At 65.9% G+C, this 21,239-nt stretch carries 15 protein-coding genes and 1 pseudogene; 3 read left to right on the top strand and 13 right to left on the bottom strand.

Annotated elements, in window-relative coordinates:
* Positions 1-48: 48 nt before the first annotated feature.
* Genes NDW01_RS11075 through NDW01_RS11065 form a run of 3 tightly spaced genes read right to left on the bottom strand, consistent with a single transcriptional unit; the run spans position 49 to position 3,284 of the window.
* Positions 49-423 carry a DUF6416 domain-containing protein gene (locus NDW01_RS11075; RefSeq protein ID WP_252819497.1) on the bottom strand — a complete coding sequence of 125 codons (375 nt, stop codon included), beginning with the start codon at positions 421-423 and terminating at the stop codon, positions 49-51.
* 54 nt (positions 424-477) lie between these two features.
* Positions 478-1,476 (bottom strand): CBS domain-containing protein, encoded by a 999-nt coding sequence (locus NDW01_RS11070; protein WP_252819495.1) that lies wholly within the window; start codon positions 1,474-1,476, stop codon positions 478-480.
* A gap of 8 nt (positions 1,477-1,484) precedes the next feature.
* A complete protein-coding gene (locus tag NDW01_RS11065; protein ID WP_252819493.1) occupies positions 1,485-3,284 on the bottom strand; it encodes a GmrSD restriction endonuclease domain-containing protein in 1,800 nt (599 codons plus the stop codon).
* Between the two features lie 230 nt (positions 3,285-3,514).
* On the opposite strand from NDW01_RS11065, the gene NDW01_RS11060 reads away from it, so the two are divergent.
* Both NDW01_RS11060 and NDW01_RS11055 read left to right on the top strand, forming a co-directional pair.
* The gene (locus NDW01_RS11060; RefSeq protein WP_252819491.1) at positions 3,515-4,219 is read left to right on the top strand and encodes a hypothetical protein; all 705 of its coding nucleotides are present in this window, start codon (positions 3,515-3,517) and stop codon (positions 4,217-4,219) included.
* A gap of 116 nt (positions 4,220-4,335) precedes the next feature.
* Entirely contained in the window at positions 4,336-5,931 is a 1,596-nt protein-coding gene (locus NDW01_RS11055; RefSeq protein WP_252819489.1) for a hypothetical protein, read from the top strand.
* Between the two features lie 16 nt (positions 5,932-5,947).
* Here NDW01_RS11055 and NDW01_RS11050 read toward each other — a convergent pair whose 3' ends face one another.
* The 4 genes from NDW01_RS11050 to NDW01_RS11035 form a co-directional block, all read right to left on the bottom strand.
* Positions 5,948-6,448 (bottom strand): DUF6082 family protein, encoded by a 501-nt coding sequence (locus NDW01_RS11050; protein ID WP_256511316.1) that lies wholly within the window; start codon positions 6,446-6,448, stop codon positions 5,948-5,950.
* A gap of 157 nt (positions 6,449-6,605) precedes the next feature.
* Positions 6,606-7,208 (bottom strand): DUF6879 family protein, encoded by a 603-nt coding sequence (locus NDW01_RS11045; protein ID WP_252819485.1) that lies wholly within the window; start codon positions 7,206-7,208, stop codon positions 6,606-6,608.
* Positions 7,201-7,470: a hypothetical protein gene (locus NDW01_RS11040; protein ID WP_252819483.1), complete on the bottom strand. Its 270-nt coding sequence runs from the start codon at positions 7,468-7,470 to the stop codon at positions 7,201-7,203. Before NDW01_RS11040 ends, NDW01_RS11045 begins: the two co-directional genes overlap by 8 nt.
* Positions 7,471-7,577: 107 nt before the next feature.
* Positions 7,578-10,241, bottom strand: a complete 2,664-nt coding sequence (locus NDW01_RS11035; protein ID WP_252819481.1) for a DEAD/DEAH box helicase — start codon at positions 10,239-10,241, stop codon at positions 7,578-7,580.
* A gap of 512 nt (positions 10,242-10,753) precedes the next feature.
* On the opposite strand from NDW01_RS11035, the pseudogene NDW01_RS11030 reads away from it, so the two are divergent.
* Positions 10,754-12,136, top strand: a pseudogene (locus tag NDW01_RS11030) (helicase-related protein); the annotation flags it as partial.
* Between the two features lie 312 nt (positions 12,137-12,448).
* On the opposite strand, the gene NDW01_RS11025 reads toward NDW01_RS11030, so the two are convergent.
* The 6 genes from NDW01_RS11025 to NDW01_RS11005 all read right to left on the bottom strand — a co-directional run bounded on the left by NDW01_RS11025 (position 12,449) and on the right by NDW01_RS11005 (position 20,900).
* A complete protein-coding gene (locus tag NDW01_RS11025; protein WP_252819479.1) occupies positions 12,449-15,580 on the bottom strand; it encodes a type I restriction endonuclease subunit R in 3,132 nt (1,043 codons plus the stop codon).
* Positions 15,580-16,782: a restriction endonuclease subunit S gene (locus NDW01_RS11020; RefSeq protein ID WP_252819477.1), complete on the bottom strand. Its 1,203-nt coding sequence runs from the start codon at positions 16,780-16,782 to the stop codon at positions 15,580-15,582. Before NDW01_RS11020 ends, NDW01_RS11025 begins: the two co-directional genes overlap by 1 nt.
* Positions 16,779-18,524: a type I restriction-modification system subunit M gene (locus tag NDW01_RS11015; protein ID WP_252819476.1), complete on the bottom strand. Its 1,746-nt coding sequence runs from the start codon at positions 18,522-18,524 to the stop codon at positions 16,779-16,781. Before NDW01_RS11015 ends, NDW01_RS11020 begins: the two co-directional genes overlap by 4 nt.
* 387 nt (positions 18,525-18,911) lie before the next feature.
* The gene (locus NDW01_RS11010; RefSeq protein ID WP_252819474.1) at positions 18,912-19,241 is read right to left on the bottom strand and encodes a hypothetical protein; all 330 of its coding nucleotides are present in this window, start codon (positions 19,239-19,241) and stop codon (positions 18,912-18,914) included.
* A 649-nt stretch (positions 19,242-19,890) separates the two neighbouring features.
* Positions 19,891-20,022 carry a DUF397 domain-containing protein gene (locus NDW01_RS44315; RefSeq protein ID WP_406567712.1) on the bottom strand — a complete coding sequence of 44 codons (132 nt, stop codon included), beginning with the start codon at positions 20,020-20,022 and terminating at the stop codon, positions 19,891-19,893.
* Positions 20,022-20,900, bottom strand: a complete 879-nt coding sequence (locus NDW01_RS11005; protein ID WP_252819471.1) for a helix-turn-helix domain-containing protein — start codon at positions 20,898-20,900, stop codon at positions 20,022-20,024. Before NDW01_RS11005 ends, NDW01_RS44315 begins: the two co-directional genes overlap by 1 nt.
* Between the last annotated feature and the right edge of the window lie 339 nt (positions 20,901-21,239).

The following is a 21,239-nucleotide window of genomic DNA, read 5'->3' as shown; positions in this document are numbered from 1 at the left end:
CGTCATGTGCGATCCGGACGACCGGGAGATCCTCCGCCGGACCTTTGGTCAGCGGTCTTGGCGTGCCTCACGGAACAGGGCCGCCACTCTCGGCTTCATCGCGTAGTGAGTAGCTCGACCATTCCGGCCGGCCCACCAGGAGAAAGGAAATATACGGTCGTGCTGCTTGCACCACGCCGAATAACCTTGCAGAGCGCTCGCGACGGCGTGTGCGTTCTTGAAACGGTTCCCCGTCAGCTCTATCAGCTCGGGCACTGACAGCATCTGCCCTGGATGGTCGACCAGCACCTTGTGGATCAGGTAGGTGCTCGTCGGCAGTTGGTCCTGGGTCGCTGCCAGGTCCCGGTCATCCGGGCCCCATTCTGGACCCTGGTGTCCTCCACTTTCCTTCGACCACATCGGGTCGTCGTCTGTGAGGATCAACGTGACGTCCTCTCCTCGGCGTATCTCGGTCGGGTGAGTCGGCACCGTGCGCGGTCAGGTCAGCTGCTTGAGGAGACCGGCGAACTGGTGCAGGCGGGTCAGTTTCTGCTCCGTGAGGGGGGCCGGGTCGAAGTGAGCGATCTCGTTCCGGATCAGGCGTACGCGATCAAGGTCATTCAGGAACTCCGCGCGGTCGACGCCCGTCCAGCCGAGAGCCTTCCAGTTCTCGTCCTTCTTCAGCAGCCGCTGATATCCGCTGAACATCAGGTCCGCGATGTTGCCCGTCTTCTTGTTGTTGGGCTGGACATCACAGATGACGTCCGCTGAGAGGGCCCTGCCAAGGCACTTGCGCAGCCGCTGCTCGATCTCGCCGACGAGAAAGAACGGCTTCGCCGTCGCCTCGAAACGCGCGGTGATGTCCGAGGCGGTCACGATGCCGGTGAACTTGCCGTTGTTCTCCCGCACCAAGAGGTATCCGTACTCGCTGACGGCGGGAAGGTGGGCGAAGAGCTCTTGGTGGACTTCGGCGATGGGCAACGAGTCGGTGACCATCGCCTCGGCCAGGGTCGGCTGCTTCCCGGTCGCGTACCGCGTGGCGATCGAGCTCCAGGTGATGACACCGTGGAGATGGGCGAGCCCATCGATGACCGGCAGCTGTGAGAAGTTGTGGATCCACATCATGTGGGTGGCCTGCGCCAACGTGGCATTCGGAGGGACCGAGGTCAGGTCGCCCCGGGCCGACGGCAGGTCACCGATCTTGAAGGACTGCTGAGGCACGGCGCTGGACGGTGTGTCCTGTTCCCCTTCGCCATCGCCGTCGCCGTCCTCGGCGGATGGTATGGCCTCCGCGGCGACGATGTGCACCTCGGTCGTGGCCGGGCACGTCGCGAACGAGGGAACGGTGGACAGGCCCGCCTCGGCGAGCGCCTGCTGGATCCGGGGCACGGTGTCGAAGTTGCGGACCCGGACCCCGAACAGGTCGAGCAGGTCCCGGAGCAGAATCGTCCGGCCCTTGAGCGCGAGAAGATCCTCGGAAGAGGGATCGCGGAACACGGCAGACCTCACCAAGCCCCGCCGCGCCGTACGACGCGCTTGCCCATCGCGGCTTCCACCAGTGCCAGCAGACGCTCCGAACGGTCCTCGTAGAAACGGTCGAACTTCTCCTCGTGCAGAGTCACCGGGTCGATGAGGTGCGTGGCCACCACATCGTCGAACCACTCCGCGCGCATCCCGGACGCCCGGGCGAGCGTCTTGAGGTAGGACGAAGGGGATCCCGTCATGCTCTTGTTCGCCTGGGAGGACAGGACGGTCTTGTTGACGATCGAGGACTGGCGTCCATCGTCGGGGTTGTGACGGGCGAACCAGCTCTTGGGGAAGATGTACCGGACGTCGATGTTCTGCTCGGCGATCTGAGTCGCCGTCAGCGGCTCCTCGGTATGCGCCCAGTCGACCGCGCCCTGCTTGATGATGAGGGCGTAGATCCCCTTGTACGCCGCGCTGAGGCGCGAAGTCAGGCTGTTGATCCGGTCGGCGATGAACGCGGCCTCGGTGATCGTGTCCGGGACGCCGTCCTCGGTGCCGCGCCAGGCGACGAGCTGCTCGACGTCGCGGGAGAATCGGCTCTCCGTCGCGCTGCCGTACATCTCGCCCAGCACGCCGCACCAGTACCACTGCGTGATCCTCTCGAGCACCTCCGGCTCGTCGGTCCTCTCCTCGAGGATCACGCGGACGGCGGCCAGCGGAACCAACTGCGTACGGTAGGGCAGGTCGATGCTCCGCACGATGCACTGGCGGGCGAGGAAGTCGCCCACCCAGGTGAAAGCGTCCGCGACTCGCGGCTCGAGCCGGCGGAAGTCGGCCAGCGGCAGTCTCAGCAGGTCACGCCGCTTGCAGGCGACCGTCGCGGCTCTGCCTTGCTGCTTGAGCTCCCAGGAGTGGACGAGGCTGACCGCCTGAAGGAAGTCGCTGTTGCTCAGGCCGTCCTCGACGCCGTTCTCGAACCGGCCGAAGACCGGAAACTCCGTGCACAGGCGCTTCTTGATGTCCCCCCAGACGTCGGGAAGCCGGTAGTCGTCCCTGAATTCCCGCCTGTACGTCCGGTCACCCGCGTACGTCGCGGTCAGCAGCTCGAAGACGTTGAGCGGCACGCCGCCGGTGTTGACTCGCTCGAACACCGAGCACACGGCGTCCTTCGTCGTGTTGTGGGCCAGCCGGATCATCGGGATCTGGAAGGACAGGATGTTGTGGAGCACGCGGTCTCCGAACTGTGACCAGACGTCCCAGTTCCGATCGTCGGCCTTGACGAAGCCCCGCTGCCAGTCGCCGACGCGGGTGTTGTCGAACACCAGGTGCAGGGGGAAGTAACCGGCCGCGCACTCCAGTTCCTTCGTGCTGAGATCGAGCTTCACCTTGCGCGCGAAGTCCTCGCGTAGCACCCGGTCCTCGGGGACCGAGATTATCGCGTCGTCGCGGTCGGCGTTCGGGTCGACGGCCTTGGCGATGTCGATGTAGTACCAGCGGCGAAGCTTCTTGCCACGGGCGTCCTCGGTCTCCACCGGCCGGCCGGATCGCAGCGCCTGGAACAGCGATGTGAGCCGCTGCTGGCCGTCCAGCAGCAGGAGGTCGGGCACCTCGTCGGCGGCGCTGTCCGCCCCGGTGAGCGTACGCGCCTTGAACTGCGGCTCCCCGCCGGTTTCGAGCGTCATCACGACCCCGAGCGGATAATCGAGGGTCACCGTGGCGATGAGCGCCTTGATCCTCTCGTCGTCCCACTTCCAGTTCCGCTGGAAGTCGGGAAGCTGGATTTTTCCGGTCGCGACCTGGTCGAGCACGAAGCTCAGCCTCGGACTATCGAGCGCCACGGTGACGTCGTCCCCTTCTGACCCTGAAACTGGATAACGGGCCATCACATCTCGACCGTCACCGAAGTGTCAAGGAATCTCACGGAAACGACATTACTGTCATGCGCTATTCCGGGTTTTGGTCAGAGCACAATCCAAGTGGGATGCAGGGACAGTGCCCATCGAGCGTCTCGCTCCACCGGTCATTGCAAGACTTGGTGGGAGTTCGAAAGATATGTCACCCTTTGAACATGAACGCTGACGAGTTGAACGCGAACACTGACGAGGCAACGGCGATGGCCAAGCAACTGCCCCCGCTCGACGAACTCGGGACCACCATGGCGGAGCAGTTGCTGAAGGTCGTCGATGAGGGTGCTGGTCCGCTTACGGGCTCGCGCGACTACGCCGAAGACAGACTGAATCGGTTCGGCGACCCGGAGGAAGCGATCAATCGGATCATCATGGAGACCATGGTGTCGTCGACGACGGCTGGGTTTGCGACTGGATTAGGGCACCTCGCCGCGTTGCCCCGACCCCTGTCCGCGAACGTCACTCGCCAGGCGATCTTGAACGCTCGGATGGTCGGCGCAATCGCGCACCTTCGTGGCTGGGACTTGCAGGATGAGTTCGTCCGAAACGGCATCCTGATCACGATTGCGGGTGGTAGGCCTAACGCTGCGCTCGCCGACTTCGGCGTGACCGTTGCGCAGAAGAGCGCCGAGGTTGCGATCAAGAAGCTGCCGGTCGCCACCGTCCGTGAGATCAATAAGCGTGCCGGATTCATGCTGGTCGCGAAGTATGGAACGGAGCGACCGGCCATCACGCTGGCGAAGCTCGTGCCGGGCGTCGGCGGCGTCGTTGGCGGCGCGGTCGACGCCACGTTCACTCGGTTTGTTGCGCGTTTGGCAAGGAGGTCGTTCCCCGCAGCCGCGCCAACGGTCGATGTGACGGAATGACGTTGGGGTTAGCTCTCTGAATGAGTCTTCGGCTTGCGTCACACCTCGCCTCGACTTCCTGATCAGTCTTCCCCAGCCCCCGCCCAAGAGCCGCTGACGTCTGGAAAGGTGGCACCATGCAGCCGCCGCCCAACGCCGTCGACGCCGTTCTGGACGCCCACGACAGCATCGACGTTCCGGTCCTCGTACGTTCCGCGCCCGCGAGGCGACCGACGCCACACTGGCATTGGGCTCGCGAACCATGGCCTGAGCTGGGTGCTGTACCGCCGAACGGCTGGTACCTGGTCACCACGACGTGGCGAGAGATCCTGAAACACGCCGCCGATGTGGGGCGTGACGTCACTCCGTGGCTGAGGGCGGTGCCGCAGCTGGCAGGTCAGGAGTTGCTGGCCCGTATCTCGCCTCTGCGGGCGTACTTGTCTCTCCAGGCCGCCAAGTTCATGCCTTACCCGCATAACGCCGGTCGCCGATTGGTGGCCAGCATCGCCCATGAGCATGGCACCGAGAGGAGCGCTCGGGGTGCCTTCGCATATCGGCTCGGGATGACCATGGCACAGTGGGCGTGTTGCGGACTGATGGGGCTTGGTCCCACCACGCATGCCGAGACAGGAGGCCCGAACGGCATCCCCGGGTTCGCCAACCCGTACGAGCGCAGGCCGGACCTTTGGGGAAGGCATCCTTCCGACGCGCGGTGTTGGTGGCTGATCGAAGCCAAAGCGGCGCGGAAGATCGGTCTACCCCAGCTCCGGGAAGGGGTGGAGCAGCTGCGCGCGGGCAGCAGCCTCATGGGCGGTGAGCCGCACCGCCTCCTGCTCTGCGGCACGTCCCTGCACGATCAGGTGTTCATGACGATCGACGACCTGGCGATCGACGACACCGGGCCCGACGGCACCGGGCCTTCCGGCACCGGCACCGGGCCTTCCGGCACCGGGCCTTCCGGCACCGGGCCCGTTGTGTCTTCTGCTGATGGAGGGCCGGACGCGGAGGACCACCTTGACGAGGACGATGACGCGCTCCTGGCCGTCGCTGAGGCGCAGCTGCTCATTTACCTGAACCTTCGTTACGGTCCCCAGTCCGATCTGCGGTTGGTGCCACTCAGCCCCGCCCGCCGGAACAGGCCGCGCATGCGTACAGGCTCCCTGACCCTCCTGGAGTCCGACCTCGAAACGATCGAGTTCCGCAACGAGCTCAGGACGGGACCGGCGACGAGCGGAAGAGATCTCTGGAGCGCCACGAATGCGAGCGCCTTCTTGGTAGGGCGCGTCCTGGGAACCGACGTGCTGCTGGGCATGTCCCGTCGGCTGTTCGCCGCCTGTGCGCGTGTCCATGAGGAGCATATGGAGGTCGCCGGAGAAATCGCTTCTCGCTTCGGACCGCCGGTAAGCGATCACGCGATTGAAGAGGCCGAATATCAATCGGGAATCCCGCGCACCACGGACACATGGGCTCCGGAAGACGACGACCAGTTGGCCGAGTTCCGCTACCAGGGCCGCGCGCAGCATCGAGAGCTGATGGACGAACGGCGCGGACGACTCCGACTGGCTGTTCGCCGCGCATACCAACGCGCGGGTGAGGCATCCTGGTCGGATCTGGCTGCGGATCGTCGTCCGCAGGTCGTCATCGACGACCCGTCTGTCCTGGAAGGAGCGACGGCGGAAACCTATATCGCCGTACAGGCCGATGATCCGCTGCTTTCTGCAGTCGGTCAGTAAGCTTCCCCGTTCTCCGCTAAGCCCCTGGTCGTGCACCTTCGGCCGAAGGCCCGGGCGTGACGGCCCTGAGGTACTCCTCATCCAGGATCCGATGGAAACGCCGTGCCCCGCGGCTCTCGACCGTGCCGACGCGGATGGACCGCGCGTCGGCCCAGAAACGGCGACCTGGTGGAGCCCGGAACATATGGGCCGCAGCCTCACGCAGGTGAGTCTCGGTGAGCTGCCCCAGTTCGTACCTGCTCTCCCAGTACGAAAGGATCATGTTGACGTACAACGCCTGACGGGTCTCAACGGGATCATTGGTCGAGTAGTACGGGCCCCAGCACTCCAGATAGGCGGGGTCGTCCATCGCCATCTTGAGCAGGTCGGTATGGATCAGCCGCGACGCCTGCTCGCGATTCGCCTTCGACTCGCGCGCCTGCAGGACGAGTGACACACCGACTCCGACCAGGGCAAGGACGGACAGCAGAGCGGCGGCGCACCGTAGGTCTGCCCGATATTCCCCCGTCGCGCCCATGAGCCCTGGTTCCCGCCGAACAGGTCGAGCGCCAGCGGCGAGATGGCGACCAGGATGATGGAGACCGCCGCGAGCGCGATGGCGGCCAGGCGCCCCAACAGCAGCCCCGTCGACGTCGTTCGTCGTGGCCGCCCTGTCATGGGCCCTTCACCTGCTCCTAGGAACGCGCGCTGCTGAGGACGTTCGTCCGCGCCAGGAAAGCACCGAGGTCCTCGCCCTGCTCCCACAGACCCGCCACCTCGGGAAGGCAGGCGGCCGTGACCCGGGGCGCGGTCACCAGCTTGGCGCCGGTGACGACACCGCCGGCGTCGTAGTGCACCTGGTAGGCGATGTGCTCGCCGAGCATGATCACCTCGGGCACCGGGCGGCCGGAAGCCTCCAGGACCGCCAGGGCGGAGGACGAGAGCACCCGGATGCGCTCGCCGAGTTCAGCGCGGATCCGCAGGACGTTCAGCTCCCAGGCCAAGTAATCGGTCACGGGGAGATCGACGATCCGGACCCGGCGCTGGACGATGCCCTGGGCGTCGAGACGCCGCTGGAGTTCGGCGATGCCGGCGCGCATCTCCTCGGCGAGGGCCAGGGAACGCTCGCGGTCTCCTTCGGCCCACGCCACCCAACTCGGCACGTCGGGCTCCCGGAAGCTCTGGCGTCTTTCGAGCTTCCAGGTGGCGTCGACCTGCCAGAGGCGCGAGCCGAAGTCGGCGAAGTAGTCGTCCAGTTCGAGCTCGATGCCGGGGAGCTCCGGGATTCGTTCAAGCATCGGGGATGTGCGGCTTGGCGGCGATGAGCATGGTCCGTGGGATGACGACCAGCCGCTCGTCGGCGACGATGCTGACGTCCTCGGGCAGGCGTGCCTTGTACGCCTCGGTCATGTCGCGGCCGATCACCGCGATGTCGCCGTTGTCGAGTTCCCAGATGTCAGGGCACGCCGGGGTGGCATTCGTGTTCCCCAGTTCGAGGGCCGACTTGCCGAGCCGCCGTCTGAACCCGGCTGCCGGGTCGGCCTCCCACGGTCGCTTCATCGCGCCTCCGCGTTGCTTCCCGCTCGGCTTCGAGCATCACATGGCGACCCGGCTCGGACAACGACCTCCCGCGTAAGACCGGCAGACGTCGCCGCTGCGATAGCGGTTCAGCTTCCGGCGGGGGTGCGTTCGGCGAGGCGTCGGCGTTCGGCGGCGATGACCTGGCGGACGAGGTCGGCCTCGGACAGGTCGACGGCCTCGGGGGTGGAGTCGGCCATGGCACTGACCCGGGCGAAGTCGTCGAACAGCCGCTGCTTCCCGGCCAGCAGCTCGACGATCCGCTGGTCGACGCTGTCCTCGGACAGCAGCCGGTGGACCTGCACGGAGTGCACCTGTCCCATCCGGTGGGCGCGGGCGATGGCCTGGGCCTCGGTGGTGGGCTTGAGCTGCGGCTCGCAGATGACGACGACGGACGCGGACTGGATATTGAGCCCGACGCCGCCGGCCACGATCTGCGCGACCAGCACGGCTCCGCCCCCGGCCGACGCGAAGTCGTCCACCATCCGCTGCCGTTGGTGCGCCGCCACCGATCCCGTCAGGGGCCCGAACACCGGTCCTCGCAGCGACCGGACGACCAGGTCCAGGACCTCCCGGAAGTAGGAGAACACGATGACCCGCCGGCCGTTCGCCTCCGCCTCACGCACGATCTCGGTGAGCCGCTGCACCTTCGCGGACCGGGGCCCTTGGAGCATGGCCGCCTGGCGCATCTGCATGAAGTTGGAGTCCTCGACGGCGGCGCGGTAGGCGGCGGCGTCGGGTGTGGTCATGGGCAGCCATTCGGCGACCTCGATGAGCTCCGGGAGCTCGGTGAGCACGTCTTCCTGGTTGCGGCGCAGGTACGCGGGTGCGATCTGTCGCCGGAACCTGATCGGCGACAGGTCCGTGGCGTCGACGACGAGGTCGGGGCGGATGTACGACGCCAGGTTGCGGAACTCGTCGACCCGGTTCTCCATCGGCGTTCCGGTGAGGAGGAGCACGCGGTCGCAGCGCGCGATGAACCTGTTGGTGCGGATCGTCCGCTGCGCCTCCGGGTTCTTGATGTAGTGCGCCTCGTCGACCACGACGCAGGCCAGGTCACTGGTGTTCGGTGTGGCCGACTCCCACCACGCCAGGGTCTCGTACGTCGTGACGGCGACCCCGCCGTCGCGTACCCAGGCCCGGGCCGCGTGCTCGCGGTCCGGCCCGTGGACCCGGTGCGGCCGGAGCTTGGACTTCTCGCCGATCTCGCGGATCCAGTTGGTCACGACCGCGGCCGGGCAGATGACGAGGAAGTGCGTCTCACCCCGGCTGCGCAGGTGGGCGAGGACGGCGAGGGCCTCCACGGACTTACCGAGGCCCATCTCGTCCCCGATAATCACCTTGCGCTGCACGAGCGCGAACCGCGCCGCGAAGCTCTGGTACCCGCGCAGGGACGCGGTCAGGTACTCGCCGCTGAGCGCCTGGTCGCGTACGGCCTTGATGATCTCCTCGGGGAGGTCGCCGTGCGCCGCGTCCTCGTTCTCGGTGAGGAAGCCGAGCTCGGAGAGCATGGCGAAGTAGTCGGCGGGCCGGGCGAGAAAGTCCTCCCATGGGTCCGCGGCGGCGCTTCCCTGGCGGCGGGAGTCGGGGGAGGCGCCGAGCAGGGCGGCGCGCCGTTTGACGATGTCGATGCTCTCGCGCAGGCCCGCGACCGGGAGCGTCCTCGTCGGAATCACCAGGAGATGACTCGTCCTGCGGCCGATCGCCGCCCGCAACGGCGCGAGCTCGGCCGCGCGCTCGAGGTCGGCCGCTGCGCCACGGGTCTGCCGGCACGCGTCCCACTCGGCGAGGCGGCGCAACAGCTCGGTGGTCTCCGGACGGCGGTTGCCGACGTCGATCCGTACGGGCATCTCGTCGTACGCCGTCTGCCGGAGCGTCCGCGCGGCTCCGAGCATGTGCCGCGCCGAGGCCTCTCCGATGCCCGGGAGGGCGTGGAGGGGCCCGCGCCAGTCCAGCACCTCCTGCACCGTACGGATGCCCGCCTGGGTGAGCGCGCCCAGCCGGAGGCGTTCGCCGGTGGCCTCCTTCAACGCCTCGACCGGCATCTCCTGCAGGACGCGCCGTACGTCGGCGTCTCGGACCTGCTGTCCCGCGTCGTGCGCGGCCTTGCGGTACGAGGCCTCGCCCGCAACGGCGCGGTCGATGACGTCGAGGGCCTCGGCCAGGCCGTCGACGGCGGACCGGTCGAGGATCTCGGGCTCCGCGGCGCCCCGCCCCGGGAGGAGGTCGAAGGCGAGGGCCGGATCGAGCAGCGCCGCGAACCCGGCTTCCCCCCGGTCGACGGGAGCGGTGAAGGAACTCATCCGTTCCAGCCGCTGCGGTCCGTCCTTCGCGGCGACCATCGCATGCCGGCTGCGCAGGTACTCGGCCGCCTCGTCGGCCGTCTGCCTCTTCGCCGCACCGGTGAACAGGCGCCGTACGCCGAGCACGGGGGTCACGTCGGCGAGGGCGCGGGGAACGGAGTCGGTGAGCAGCCGCAGCAGGTTCTGGTCGGACGTCGTCGTCACCGGCAGGTACGCGCGCTCCCGCAGGCGCCGGACGGCCCCGGAATCGTCCCCGCCGAGGGAGACCACCCGCCAGGCCGACTCGCCCGCGCGGCCGATGACGACGCTGCGCGCGTGGAGGACCTGTTCGACGTTGCGAGCGGCGTCGGAGACGGCCTGGCGCCAAGCCTGTACGCCCGCGGCTCGCTCACTCCATCGCCGGAAGTCCGCTACGAGGTGCCGGAGCTGTTCGCGCTCTGTTCTGTTCATGCCTCGCCACGGAGAGAGTCGACGGGTCAGCGTGAGTGATGGTAAAGGAGAAACCAGTGACGGGGAATGCGACCTTCGAGGCCGCGGCCGGTGCGGACGTCGTGCTCAGCGGCGAAGTCGCGTCCGCCGGTGGGGTCCTGCGGGCGGGCTGTGGATCGGGAGGTGGCGGGTGAGGCTCGAGGAGCTCACGCCCGGTGTCCGGGTGACGGGGGTCGTGCCCGGCGAGACGGTCTCGGTGATCGCGGCGCAGTGGCACGGCTCGGACGACGTGGAGCTGACCTACCAGACCCTGGGCGGGGGACTGAGCCAGCGGATGCTCTCCCGCGCCGACGAGGCCGGGCTGAGCCGCTCCGACGCGGGCAGCCGGCCGTACGACGCCGACGCCGAGGAGTTCCGGCTGGTCGCCGAGGCGCAGCGAATCTCGCTGGCCGGGCTGTTCGACCCGATTGCTCGCGGTGGCCACCAGCGACGTGCAGCCGCTGCCGCACCAGATCCGGGCGGTGTACGGCGAGATGCTCGACCGTACGCCGCTGCGGTTCCTGCTGGCCGACGACCCGGGCGCCGGCAAGACCATCATGGCCGGGCTGTACATCAAGGAGCTCCTGCTCCGCGACGACGTGAAGCGCTGCCTGATCGTGGCGCCCGGCGGGCTGGTCGACCAGTGGCAGGACGAGCTGTTCCTCAAGTTCGGCCTGCGCTTCGACATCCTGAACACCGCGATGGTCGACGCCGCGTTCGGCTCGACCGTGTTCGAGCAGTACCCGCTGCTCATCGCGCGGATGGACCAGCTCGCCCGCAACGAGACCCTGACCGCTCAGCTCGACGACGCCGAGTTCGACCTGGTCGTCGTGGACGAGGCGCACCGGATGGGCGCGCACTGGTTCGGCGGGAGGCTGACCAAGACCCGGCGGTTCCAGCTCGGCGAGAGGCTGCGCGACCGCACCCGTCACCTGCTGCTGATGACGGCCACCCCGCACGCGGGCAAAGAGGAGGACTTCCAGCTCTTCCTCACCCTCCTCGAACGCGACGGCTTCGAGGGCCGGTTCACGGCCGGCGTGCACCGGGCGGACACCAGCGGGCTGATGCGCCGCATGGTCAAGGAGGACCTGCTCACGTTCGACGGCCGGCCGCTGTTCCCCGAGCGCATCGCCCAGACCGTCCCGTACCAGCTCACCGAGGATGAGCAGGACCTGTACGAGCGCGTCACCGAGTACGTCCGCGAGGGCATGAACCGCGCCGCGCGCCTGGACGACAAGCGCCGCAACACGGTGGGCTTCGCGCTCACGGTGCTCCAGCGGCGCCTCGCCTCCAGCCCCGAGGCGATCCACCAGTCCCTCGTACGCCGCGCCGAACGCCTCACCCGCCACCGCGACGACCTCCTCCACGGCCGCCGAATCACCGACGACCCCGCCCCCATCGACCCGGCCGACTGGGACGACGACGAGCACAGCGCCGACGAGGTCGAACGCGTCGAGGAGGAGCTGCTGGACGCGGCCACCACCGCCCGTACGATCGAGGAGCTCAACGCCGAGCTCGCCGACCTCGACCGGCTCATCCACGTCGCCCGCCGCGTCCGCGACCTCGACACCGACCGCAAGTGGGTCGAGCTGCGCCGGATCCTGCAGGACGACCTCATCAACCCGGGCGCCGACAAGCCGCGCAAGCTCATCATCTTCACCGAGCACCGCGACACCCTCGCGTACCTCGCCCGCAAGATCCGCGCGCTGTTCGGCAGGCCGGACACGGTCCAGGCCATCCACGGCGGCGTACGGCGTTCCGACCGGCGTGCCATCACCGAGGAGTTCACCAAGAACCCCGCCTGCCAGGTTCTCCTGGCCACTGATGCGGCCGGTGAGGGCCTTAACCTCCAGGCCGCCCACCTGATGGTCAACTACGACCTCCCGTGGAATCCGAACCGCATCGAGCAGCGCTTCGGCCGAATCCACCGCATCGGCCAGACCGAGGTCTGCCGCCTGTGGAACCTCGTCGCCGCCAACACCCGCGAAGGCGAGGTCTTCACCCGGCTGCTGCAGAAGATCGAGGAACAGCGCAAGGCGTACGGCGGCAAGGTCTTCGACGTCCTGGGCTCGGCGTTCGACGAGACGCCGCTGCGCGAGCTGCTGATCGAGGCCATCGGGTACCTATCTCGGAGGGTGAACAAACGGGCGGCACCATCAAGGGTTGCGGGTGATCGATTGCCTCGCCCTTCAAACGACACCCTTGTCGATCGCGGCCTCGTAGAACGCATCGGCGAGCGCCATGATGATTTCGTTGATCGCAGGCCCGTCGGTGAAGAAGTAGTCGGCCATGGTGTTGTGCGCCGCCTGGTTGTCGGCGATGGCCTCGGTGACGGCGGACTGGAAGTCCTGCGATTCCATGAACTGCTTCTTCGAGTTCACCTGGGTCTGCTGCACCAGGTCCGGGTTGGCGAGCAGCCGCTGCACGAGCCCCTGCACGAACTCCCGGATCTGGGACTCGGCGAACGACTGGGCGCCAAAGAGGTCGTTCATCTTGTCGATAACGACCTGGAGCGCGACGTACTTCGGCTCCTTCTTGGTGCCGGTGCCTGCTGCGCTGATCCCCTTCAGCTCGCCGTCTCCAGTCAGTGAAATGTCGACGGCGATCTTCTTGGTGTGCTTCACCCCGACCAGGACCACGTCGGAAAGGTCGACGTCGGCGCTCCAGGAGGACTCGGCGATGACCTTCTCCAGGAGTCGGAGGAAGGTCGAGAGCATCTCCATGTACGTGTCGCCGTAGTTGACGATCTGGCTCATGAAGTCGTAGAGCCGCACGTAGGTGGAGACGTCCTTGCGGAAGAGGTCGAGGGCATTGAGCGTGACCTTGTCCTCGGCCTCGATCGCTGCCGCGTAGCGACGCCGGAAGTCGTGCTGGGCCGGGCTGATCGCCGCCGAGAGTGCGTTGTTGCCCTTGCGGGTGACCCACAGTTCGGCGACCTGGCGAACCTGCTCCTCGGTGTAGATCCCCGCCTGGGCGAGCTTGTTCGCCAGGTGTACGACGACGTACGGGTCGGTCTCGGTCTCCAGGGTGGCGTTGGTGAAGTACGGCTCGAAGGCGGCTCTGATGTCCTCGGGCTTGTTGACGAAGTCGATGACGAAGGTCTTGGCCTTCTGCTCCCCGCTGGCGGTGCGGTGGGTTCGGTTGAGCCGGGAGAGCGTCTGCACGGCGGTCACCCCGGAGAGCTTCCTGTCGATGTACATCGCCGAGAGCAGGGGCTGGTCGAAGCCAGTCTGGAACTTGTTGGCGACCAGCATGATCTTGTACGTTTCGCCCTTGAACGCCGCGGCCAGGTCGGCGCCCGCTCCGGGGTTCATGCTGGCCTCGGTGAACTCGTCGTCCTTGGACGGCGTCGGCCCCCAGTCCTGGCTCCACTTCTCGCTCTCGGCCATCGACACCGAACCGGAGAACGCGACCAGGGTCCGGTAGTTGTACGACGCGTCCTCGGTGGCTCGCTTGGCGATGTAGGCGTCGATCGCCTTCTTGTACTTCACCGCAGCCTTGCGCGAGTCGGTGACGACCATCGCCTTCGCCTTGCCCTCCAGAAGATGGGCGACGTTGGCGTGGAAGTGCTCGACGATGATCTGCACCTTCCGGCTGATATTGGTCGGATGCAGCTGCACCCACCGCATCAGCCCCTTGCGCGCAGCCGACTCCTCAACCTCGCCACCGTCGCCGCTCTCGGCCTTACCGGCGATCTTCAACGCAGTGTCGTAGGACTGGTAGCCCTTGAGTACGTCGAGGATGTAGCCCTCCTCGATCGCCTGCTTCATCGAGTACAGGTGGAACTCATGCGGTTTGCCATCCGGCCCCTTGCGGCCGAACAGTTCTTTGGTCTTGTTCTTCGGGGTTGCGGTGAAGGCGAAGTAGGAGATGTTCTCCGACTCGGCCCGCTCGGCCATCTCCGAGGCCAAGACCGCCTCGACGTCGATCGAGCCGCCGTCCTCGATCTCCTTGATCTCCTCGGCGGTCAGAACCTGCTTCAGCTTGGAGGAAATCTGCCCCGACTGCGAGGAGTGCGCCTCATCGGCGATGACGGCGAACCGCTTGCCCTTCAGGCCGGAGTCGCCCCGGATCTCATCGAGCGCATACGGGAAGGTCTGAATCGTCACCGCGATGATCAACTCGCCACTCTTCAGCACCTGTGCCAGCAAGCCGGACTTCGACTTTACGCCAGCCTTACGCACGTCCTCGGGGGTGATAGTCGCAAAGATCTTCCCGGAACCGTCCATCTGCCGGATCGCGTCCTGAAGCTGCCCATCGAGCACCCTGCGGTCCACGACCACGATGACCGAGTCGAAGACCTTCTCATCGTCGATGTGCAGCCTGGCGAGACGGTGCGCCGTCCAGGCGATCGTGTTCGTTTTCCCCGATCCCGCGGAGTGCTCGATTAGGTAGCGCTGGCCGACCCCCTCTTCTGCCACAGCAGCCACGATGTTCGTGACCGCCTCCCACTGGTGGAACCGGGGGAACAGCATGCTCGTACGACGCACCGACGTGCCGGTCGCGACATCCCACTCCTCCTTGGTCTCCACGATCACCAGCCGGCCGATGATGTTCAGCCAGGCGTTCTTCTCCCAGACCCGCTCCCACAGGTACGCCGTCGCCGACCTCCCGTCCGCGCCGGGCGGGTTCCCGGCACCGTCGTCGAAGCCGGTGTTGAACGGCAGGAATTGCGTCTTCTCGCCCTCCAGCCGGGTGGTCATCGCGGCCAGGTCGTTGGAGACCGCGAAGTGGACCAGCGCCCGATGCCCGAACGACAGCAGCGGCTCACGCCGACCGTTGGTCAGCGGATTGCGCTCTTTCCGGTACTGCTGGACCGCCTCGTCCAGCGACTGGGTGAAGTCGGTCTTCAGTTCCACCGTCGCGACCGGGAGCCCGTTGACGAAGAACACCAGGTCGATGCTGCGCTGGTCGGCGGTCGAGAAGCGAACCTGTCGCATCACTCGGACGCGCATCGCCGCATATTCGGCGTTCGTTGTCGCGTTCAGCGTCGTCTCGGGCCGGAACTGCGCCATCTTCAACCGGCCACCGCCGATGTACTGCACCCCGGTCCGCAGGATGTTCAGCATCCCGCCGCCATGCTCCAGCGGCTTGTCGAGCGCCGTCGTCAGCACATCGAGGAACTTCGCCTGCGACCCCGCCGCCTTCAACGCCTTCTCGTACGCTGGCTTCTGGGTCGCCTCCAGCCACGCGAACAGATCCTCGGGGAACAGCGCCCGCTCACGGTCATAGCCGGTGTCGTTGGCCGAGTACAGCCACCCGTGGGCCGCAAGGTGCTCGCAGATCTCGGCCTCGAAGACAACTTCGTTGTGATCGGCCATCACGCCACCTTGGAGACGTCGATCTGACCCGTAACTGCCGCCGTGATCAGCGCAGACCGCCGCTCGCGGGCGAGCTCGATGAACCGCTCCGACTCGGTGATGAGTTGGTCGATCTTTGCTGTCTGTTCGTCCAATTCATCGGCAATGCGTCGCTGTTCGTCGAGATTAGGCAACCAGATCGGCGTCGTACGCAACACCGGCAGTCGAACGTTAGCCACGGTCGATCCGTTCGCCGAGAGAACAAAGTAGTCTTGAACGCGGTCGGAGTAGATCTGCCAGAGCAAGAACCTCCCAATACACGCGGAAGAGTCAATCCGGAGCAACACCATCCGCTGGCCTAGGCAGATCCGATTGTTTGGCACCATGCAAGCCTCGCCGGCGGGCGCTTCGCGCGTGAATAGAACATCGCCGATAGCTGGTGCCCCCCCAGCGTTACGGGCGCTCCATGTGTCAGCCGTGACAGGAATCCCATTTCCCGGTCGGAACTTCCCATGCCGAACTGAGGCGGTTCGAACGGCTTCGTACTCGCCGTCGTCAGACGCTTCTGGAGTTGTGTGCGGGCAATCAACGACGTCGATGCACGCGTTCTGGAGACGTGCATTGGGCATCCGATCACAGAAGGCGACCTCAACAAGTGAGTGTCGCCGCTCGTGGAGCATCTCGATCAGGCGCTGCTGCTCCTCGATGAGGGTGTCGATGCGGGCGGTCTCGCGGTCGAGGTAATCACATACCCGCCGCTGGTACTCCAATGGCGGAACGGGGATCGGAAGCTCGGCGAGCGTGCCCCAGCGACGGAAGTCAGCGCCACCTTCTCGGATACCTCGGGCCATCGCCTTCGTATAACCCGTCGCTGCTTGGATCCTGATCACGTGAGCGACATACCGCAAGTCGACGGCGCCAACCGGCTCGCACACCGAGACGACTGGACTCATTGCGCCAGCCGAGTCTGAAATTCCAACCGATCCTCGCAAGATGTCGAGGCCATGCACAACAAAGTCTCCGACCTCGACGCCCTGAAAGGACGAAAGATCTGCGGCCTCGTGGTAACGCTCCTTCTTGCGATTCGAGCGCAAAGTAACTTGACCGTCCGTGTAGGCGGTGACGATCGCCGCCCCCTCGGGGATAGGACGTTCGAGCCGCCGGAACAAACGGCCGAACGGCAACTGTGGAAGTTCCGGCGCTCCGGGCCAGGTAAGCGTCATCCCTCGACCTCTCGCAGGAGGTCGAGGATCTTGGCGACCTGTTTATCCAGGTCGGCGTCGATCTCGGCGAGCGGCCGGGGCGGGACGTACTTGTAGAAATGCCGGGTGAAGGGTATCTCATAGCCGGTCTTGACCTTGGCCCAGTCGATCCAGGCGTCGGGTACGTGCGGCTTCACCTCGGTGTCGAAGTATGACTGGATGACCTCGGCCTTGCCCGCAGGTCCGGCGGTCGAGCCGCCGTAGGTGAAGGGCACGTTCTCGGTATCGCGCTTCTTTGAGTCGGGCTTCGGCTTCGCCTTGCGGTCGACGACAGGCTTGCCACACTCATCCAGCAGCGGGCGCTCGACAGTGATGGTCCAGTAGCCGAATTCGTCGTTGCGTAGCACCTTGGAGAAGTCGGGGTCGGCGTCGGTGAAGTCGGCGTACAGGCGGAGGATCTGGGCGCGGTCGGTGTCGCTGATCTCGCGGCCCTTGGAGCCGAGGTTCTTGCGCATCTTGGTCCAGAACGAGGTGCCGTCGATGAGCTGGACCAAGCCCTTGCGGTCGGGGTGCTTGTTGTTGTCGAGGATCCAGATGTAGGTGGCAATGCCGGTGTTGAAGAACATGTTGGTCGGCAGCGCGACGATCGCCTCGACCAGATCGCTCTCCAACAGCCACCTGCGGATGTTGGACGGTCCGGACTCCGCGGCCCCGTTGAAGAGCGGCGAGCCGTTCATGACGATCCCGGCCCGGCCGCCGCCGTCTTCGGGGGCGCGCATCTTGTGCGCCAGGTGCAGCAGGAAGAGCATCTGCCCGTCTGAGGTCGCTGGCAGGCCCGGCGCGAAGCGGCCGTACGGGCCGGCCTCGTCGCGCTCTTTGGTGACGGCCTTGGCGTACTGCTTCCAGTCGACGCCGTACGGCGGGTTGGACATGCAGAAGTCGAACTGGCGGCCCTTGAAGGCGTCGTCGGTGAGCGTGTTGCCGAAGGCGATGTTGGACGCGTCGTGGCCCTTGGCGAGCAGGTCGGACTTACAGATCGCGTACGACTGGGGGTTGTACTCCTGGCCGTACAGGCTCAGCCGGGCGTCCGGGTTCTGTGCGAGTAGGTGCTCCTCTGCTAGGGCGAGCATGCCGCCGGTGCCAGCGGTGGGATCGTAGAGCGTGCGGACGATGCCTGCCTCGGTCAGGTCGGCGTCCTTCTCGGCGAAGAGCAGGTCGACCAGCAGCCGGATCGCGTCGCGCGGCGTGTAGTGGTCACCGGAGGTCTCGTTCGCGGCCTCGTTGAACTTGCGAATGATGTACTCGAACGCGTCCCCCATGTCGGCGTTGGACACGACATCGGGGTGCAGGTCGACGGCGCCGAAGGACTTCACGATCTCGCGCAGGAGACCGGCCTTCTCCAGGGCGATGATCTCCTTCTTGAAATCGAAGTACTCGAACACATCGACATCGGGGGAGAACCGGTCGACGTAGTCGACGAGGTTGTCCTCGAGCCCGTCCGCGTCCTTCAGAAGGTTGGCGAAGCTGTACTTCGACGTGTTGTAGAACGGCCGGCCGGTGGCCTTCTTGACCTGGATCCGGAGCCGGTTCGGGTTCTCGTATGCCGCAGCCAGGTCCCGGACGGTCTCGCGGTCCGGCTCCAAGATGCAGTCGAGGCGCCGAAGGATCGTAAACGGGAGGATTACGTTGCCGTACTGGTTGGGGCGGTAGGGACCCCGAAGCTGGTCGGCAATCGACCAGATGAAACTACCGAGCGTGCTCACAAGCCTCCTCACAGAAATCACTCAGCGTGCATGGCTGCGTCGGCCCACTGGGGTAGTCGCGCCCCCGCAAGGCAACGCACGTCCGCGGCCATCTTCGCGCACCTCAGCCTCCTGCGTACGCGGGCCGTCAGGCGGGATTGCAGGCCCGCCTGCACCGTAGCGAAGGGGGCCGACACAAAGCGCCAGCAACGAGAGGTCAGGCACCTCGGCGCACTCCGCCTCGCACAGGCCGCACCCGGCAGCTCTGGACCACCGCGGCCGATGGCCAGAACCGGCAGGGCCCTTCGGCGTCGCATGCGATCGGTTGCTGACCTTGGACCCGCTCCGCGCCGGTCTGAACCGCGGTTACAAGGAAGGACGCCATGTCGGGCGGGAGCGCAGCCGGTTTCAGGCCACCGTGGAGCCACCCCGCTCATAAGGTCGAACAGTAACGACCCCGTTCTTGGTCCTCCTCTGATGTGAGGTCACCACATGCCGGGAAGGGGATTGGCGTTTCTGGCCCTCAACTACTGGGTCGGAGAACGACCCGAAGCCCTCGGTGTTCTCGGTGAGGCCATGCCCCTTGGAGCGACTGATGAGCACGCCGGTCGCTACGACGAGGGCCGTGCCGCCTATGATGATCTCTTTATTCTTCTTGAACAGGTTCTTCAGCCTCTCGGCGACGGAGGTGGTCTCGTCGTCCTCGGAGGTGGTCTGGTCGGGCTCGGAGGCGTTCACTCGCTCAGACCTACCGGATCCACCCCTCAACTGTCAGGCAATCACGCGACATCACCTGATCAAGTTCAGTAGGCGTCATGATCTGTGTCGTTCGGGCGGTTGCTGTTCAAGACGATCGCCGTTTGTGGTTATCGCCAGTCGCGGCTGAGGGCGATCGCTGCCGCGCGGCTTCCGGTGCTCGGCCGTGGCCGGCCCTGCGCTCCGGGTCCGCTTGCCACCGGATACTGGGCTCCCCGCCGCACGGAGCTCGCCAACCGACAGGAACCTGGAGGGTGTGACCGCCGCGACCCTGCAGACGGCAGACGTCGGCGACGCTCCGAGGACCGGATTCCGTAATCGACATGCACGGACCTTCCCGGGCATCCTTCGCATAACACAACCGGTTCTGATCACGCTCAGGCCAGGGCCCCCTCCGCCGCGTCTCCCTTCGCGCCATCGTGGGATATACGCGGGATGAATCCTCCGCTCGCAGAGCGGTCGCCGGAGGAATGTCGAGGCCAGTAGGGGGTGTGACGTCGAGATCGCCGACCCTATTCAAATCCGCCTGCGCTCGGTGCGGCATCTCCTGTTGTACAGCACGGAAGTAAGGCGCGGCGCCCGAGGAGACCGCGCGGTTGGCGTGCGTTAACGGTAACTGACAAAAACATAATTACAGCTGGCCCGAAAGTTTTGCTGCAACGCTACTCTGTTCGGCCTCCGACACGTTGATGGCTGCAACCTCTACGCACGCTGAGTTAGGTTCGCTCCGCCGGGACTTCCGCCAATCACTGTTCGTGGTCACTATGTCGGCTCTCTCTCGTCGCTGATCTGGCTGGCGAGTGCACTCAGAAAGCTGAGACTTCTTACCTCCGACAGTGCTGCCTCTCGTACATATTGATACCTGCGGAGGTATCGCGCTACCTCCTCTGGCTCTGTATGGAATATCTCAGCGGCCACCGTTTGTACAGTCGCCATCGTAGGATCTGCGGGATCTGGAAACGTGTAGACGATCAACTGAGCTCCCGGAGTCAGCGCAGATGCGACCCCTGTGACCAGGGGAAATATCCGCACAGTGACTCGAGCGTGGGTCTCAGCGACCCTGATTACGTGATTCAGTTGGGCGCACATGACGTCAGGCGGGACGGTAAAACGGCGGAGGCCGACTTCATCGAGGATGACCTCGTACTCCGGCCCATCTGGGCGGAGTACGGTCCGCTGACGTTGGAGTCTCGCCTCGACGAGGCGTTCGGGGATGTAGGTGATGGGGCCTTCGGCCTTGGCGTGCTCGATCAGTGCCCAGGTGTAGTCCGGGGTCTGCAGGATGCCGGGCATGGCGCCGGGCTGGTATTCGCGGATTGTCTTCGCGCCGGACTCGATGTCGGCGTACAGCCGCTGTCGGTCGCCCATCGCGTCGCCGTATGAGTCCCACCAGCCACGTTCGGCGGCGTCGCGGGCGATGCGGACGATGTCGTGCCACTTGTCGCCTGTCACGCCCAGGACGTCGAGGATCTTCATGACGTCGGCGAGGTCTGGCCGTACGTGTGCGTTCTCCAGCTTGGAGATCTTCATGCGCGACTGGTGGATCCGGCACGCCAGCTGGTCGGCGGTCAGGCCGCGCGCTTCGCGGAGCGTACGCAACTCGGTGGCGAGGCGTCGCCGGCGGACGAAGGGGCTGCTCATCGTCGACCTCCCCGGGCCGTCGATCAGGGGGTATTGGAGCCGATTACAGCATGTGTTGTTCGAACACGCTGCGGAATCAACGGACATTCGCGCAGGTCCAATGCCCGAACCGGTGCGCGGCGTGAACGTTCGGCTCTGGAGCGCTCTCTACCCGAGGGCTAAAGACCGGTGGCTGTGTGTCAGACCGAATCGCACTCGAAGAAGATGACCGGGCTACGCGATTCGACTCTCGCACCGACGGAGCGGTTCCCCGATGGCCTTGACTGGTCAGGGTCGGGAAGTCCACAACCACGCAGGTTACGGTTAGTGCGAGGTCGAGTTGATGGGCTGGAGGAATCC

It is taken from the genome of Actinoallomurus soli (assembly GCF_024055715.1).
Lineage (GTDB): Bacteria > Actinomycetota > Actinomycetes > Streptosporangiales > Streptosporangiaceae > Actinoallomurus > Actinoallomurus soli.
The sequence above is the reverse complement of the archived record's forward strand: the minus strand, read 5'-3'. Positions and strand labels throughout refer to the sequence as shown.